The sequence below is a fragment of the Cupriavidus sp. GW822-FHT02D05 genome, from assembly GCF_058802485.1.
The window spans coordinates 1-1,435 of sequence record NZ_JBXAOE010000078.1 but is presented as its reverse complement, the minus strand read 5'-3'; the positions used below and the strand labels follow the sequence as shown (position 1 = coordinate 1,435).

1 protein-coding gene is annotated in these 1,435 nt (G+C 69.2%); it reads right to left on the bottom strand.

Features of this window, described 5'->3' with window-relative positions:
• A partial coding sequence (locus AC1RQK_RS40410; RefSeq protein ID WP_492815259.1) for a condensation domain-containing protein occupies positions 1-1,435 on the bottom strand: 1,435 nt, incomplete at both ends.

The following is a 1,435-nucleotide window of genomic DNA, read 5'->3' as shown; positions in this document are numbered from 1 at the left end:
AGCGAATCATCCACGCCCGCCACACGGCCGTGGCTTTCGAGGTCCACCAGTACGTCTTTTCGGCCAGTCCACGCGGACAGTGCGCGGGCGAGCGCGGTCAGCAACAGGTCGTTGACCCGCGTGCGATAGGCGGCGGGCGCCCGCTGGAGCAGCGATTGCGTGACGTCGGCCGGCAGCGTCAGCGTCACGCTGGCGCGATCGGCGATGGTGAGGGAGCCGGTGGCTTCGTCGGCCGGCAGGGTGGCGTCAACGGTGGCCAGCGCCTGCCAGTGCGGGATTTCCTCGCCACGGCGGGCGGCGCTGTCGCGCAGGGCTTCGGCCCAGCGCTGGTACGACGCCGTGCGCGCCGGCAGTGCTGCAGCTTCGCCATTCAGCCGTGCCCGATAGGCCGCATGCAAATCCTCGATCAGCACCCGCCACGAGACGCCATCGACCACCAGATGGTGGATCGCCAGCAGCAGTTGCCAGCGGTCTCCGGTCCGCAGCGCGACAGCGCGCAGCAGCGGACCGTGCGCCAGATCGAGGCTGCGTTGGGCGGCCTCGCAGTGCGTCAGCCGTTCGGCTTCCGTTGCGGCGTCCCGCACCCACAGCAGGTCAGCGCAGATCTCTTCATCGGCGTACGTCTGCTGCCAGACGCCCGACGCTTCGACGAACCGCAGCCGCAGCGCATCGTGATGGGCGACCAGATCGCCCAGCGCTGCTGCCAGCGCCCCGGTATCGAACCCATCCCGGCAATCGAGCAGCACCGACTGGTTCCAGTGGTGACGCCGGGCCATCGGCATGGTGAAGAAATCAACCTGGATCGGCAGCAGCGGGACCGCACCGGAGGGCACCGCGTTGCCGGCATCGGCCCCTAGCGTCACAGGCGTGGCGACCGCCGCCAGCTCGGCCAGTGTCTGACGCTCGAAAAGCTGGCGCGGCGTCAGCAGCCAGCCGGCGGCGCGTGCGCGCGCCACGATCTGCAGGCTCAGGATCGAGTCGCCGCCGAGTTCGAAGAAATTATCCGAGCGGCCCACGCGGGGCAAGCCGAGCACTTCGGCCCAGATACCAGCCAGCGCGGTTTCCACCTCGCTCTCGGGGGCGACGAAGGTCTGGGCGCTCTCGAATGCCGGCGCCGGCAGCGCACGGCGGTCCAGCTTGCCATTCGGGGTCAGGGGCAGGGCATCGATCACGACGAATGCCGCCGGCACCATGTAGTCGGGCAAGTCGGCGGCCAATGCGGTGCGCACGGCGGCGATATCCACCTGCGCGCCACCAGCCGGCACGACATAAGCCACCAGCCTTGCGCCGGAAGGGCCCTCGATAGCCAGCACGGCCGCGTTGCCCACACCCTGCGCCAGAATCCGCGCCTCGATTTCGCCCGGTTCGATGCGGAAGCCGCGAATCTTCAGTTGCTGGTCGATCCGGCCCAGATACTCCAGTTGCCCGTCAGGCA